Here is a 1,037-nt window from a genome sequence, read left to right on the forward strand (position 1 = left end):
GCTCCACAAATTCCAAAGTCTCTTAGTTGGGTCTTCATTGTAACTAGGGAATTGCTTGTAATCTTCCTCTTCCATAACGTTAGATAGTCTTAAACAAGCATTTTTCATATCCGGATTGTGTAAACAAAACTGTTCAACAAGTTCTTCCCCTAATACTTTTGTGATAGCATAGGTGCTAGAACCTAACTTTTTAACATCTTCCTTAACTGGAACAGATTCAATTGCTGACTGTTCAAAAGGAATGCCCAACAACGTTTCACTTGAGCTCCAGACAATATTGTTAATCCCTAACCGTTTGGCAGCTTCGAATACATTGTATGTAGCAACCATATTGTTGCTGAAGGTTTCGGCATCACTATATTCTCTTGGATGAGGAATACTAGCTAAGTGAACGATTACATCAAATGCTTTCATTTCTGCTCTTCCGTAGACATCCTCCCCTATCGAAGATAAAGCATCTAGTGTCTCCCCAAAGTCTGTAAGTTCTGCTGTCATGTGTGGCATATCAGGCTCTTCTTTAAAATCTCGATCCACAGCAAACACATCATAACCATGGGATGTTAAATCCTTCACAACCACTTTTCCAACTTTCCCTGCTGCTCCCGTAACTAATATTCTTTTTTTCTTCACCATTCTTCACTCCTTGATTTAAATGCTGAATATTAAAACATATATCCCTTGTTTTATAATTAAAAGGCATCATTATCTCTGATCCTTCTGCAGTAGTCATTCCTCAGCTAGATAAACCTGAAACCTTGGAGCCCACTTTAAAGACAGAAAAACAGTTCTTTAGACTTTCTTTTTTTACATATAAATCCATAAAATGTTGATACTTCAGGTAAAGGCTCCTGCTCGTATAACTGTATATGGAACATAAAGCGATTCCTTAAATAGGAACGAACAAATTTAGACCTCGACAATTTTGATTCTTAAAATTCTATATTCTCATCAAAACTAGCCCCTATTCCATAGTGAATCGGGGGTCTTCTAATTAGTGCTTGATAAATATAAGAAAAGATCACCGATAACAATACAAC

1 protein-coding gene is annotated in these 1,037 nt (G+C 36.5%); it reads right to left on the bottom strand.

The genetic code is table 11. The features are described from left to right. Positions 1-633 (bottom strand): NAD-dependent epimerase/dehydratase family protein (locus RB298_RS08605; protein WP_486046800.1); only part of this gene is annotated, 633 nt, incomplete at its 3' end. Positions 634-1,037 lie beyond the last annotated feature (404 nt).

It is taken from the genome of Priestia sp. BR_2, assembly GCF_041954005.1.
Taxonomy (GTDB): Bacteria; Bacillota; Bacilli; order Paenibacillales; family Paenibacillaceae; genus Paenibacillus_AQ; species Paenibacillus_AQ lautus_A.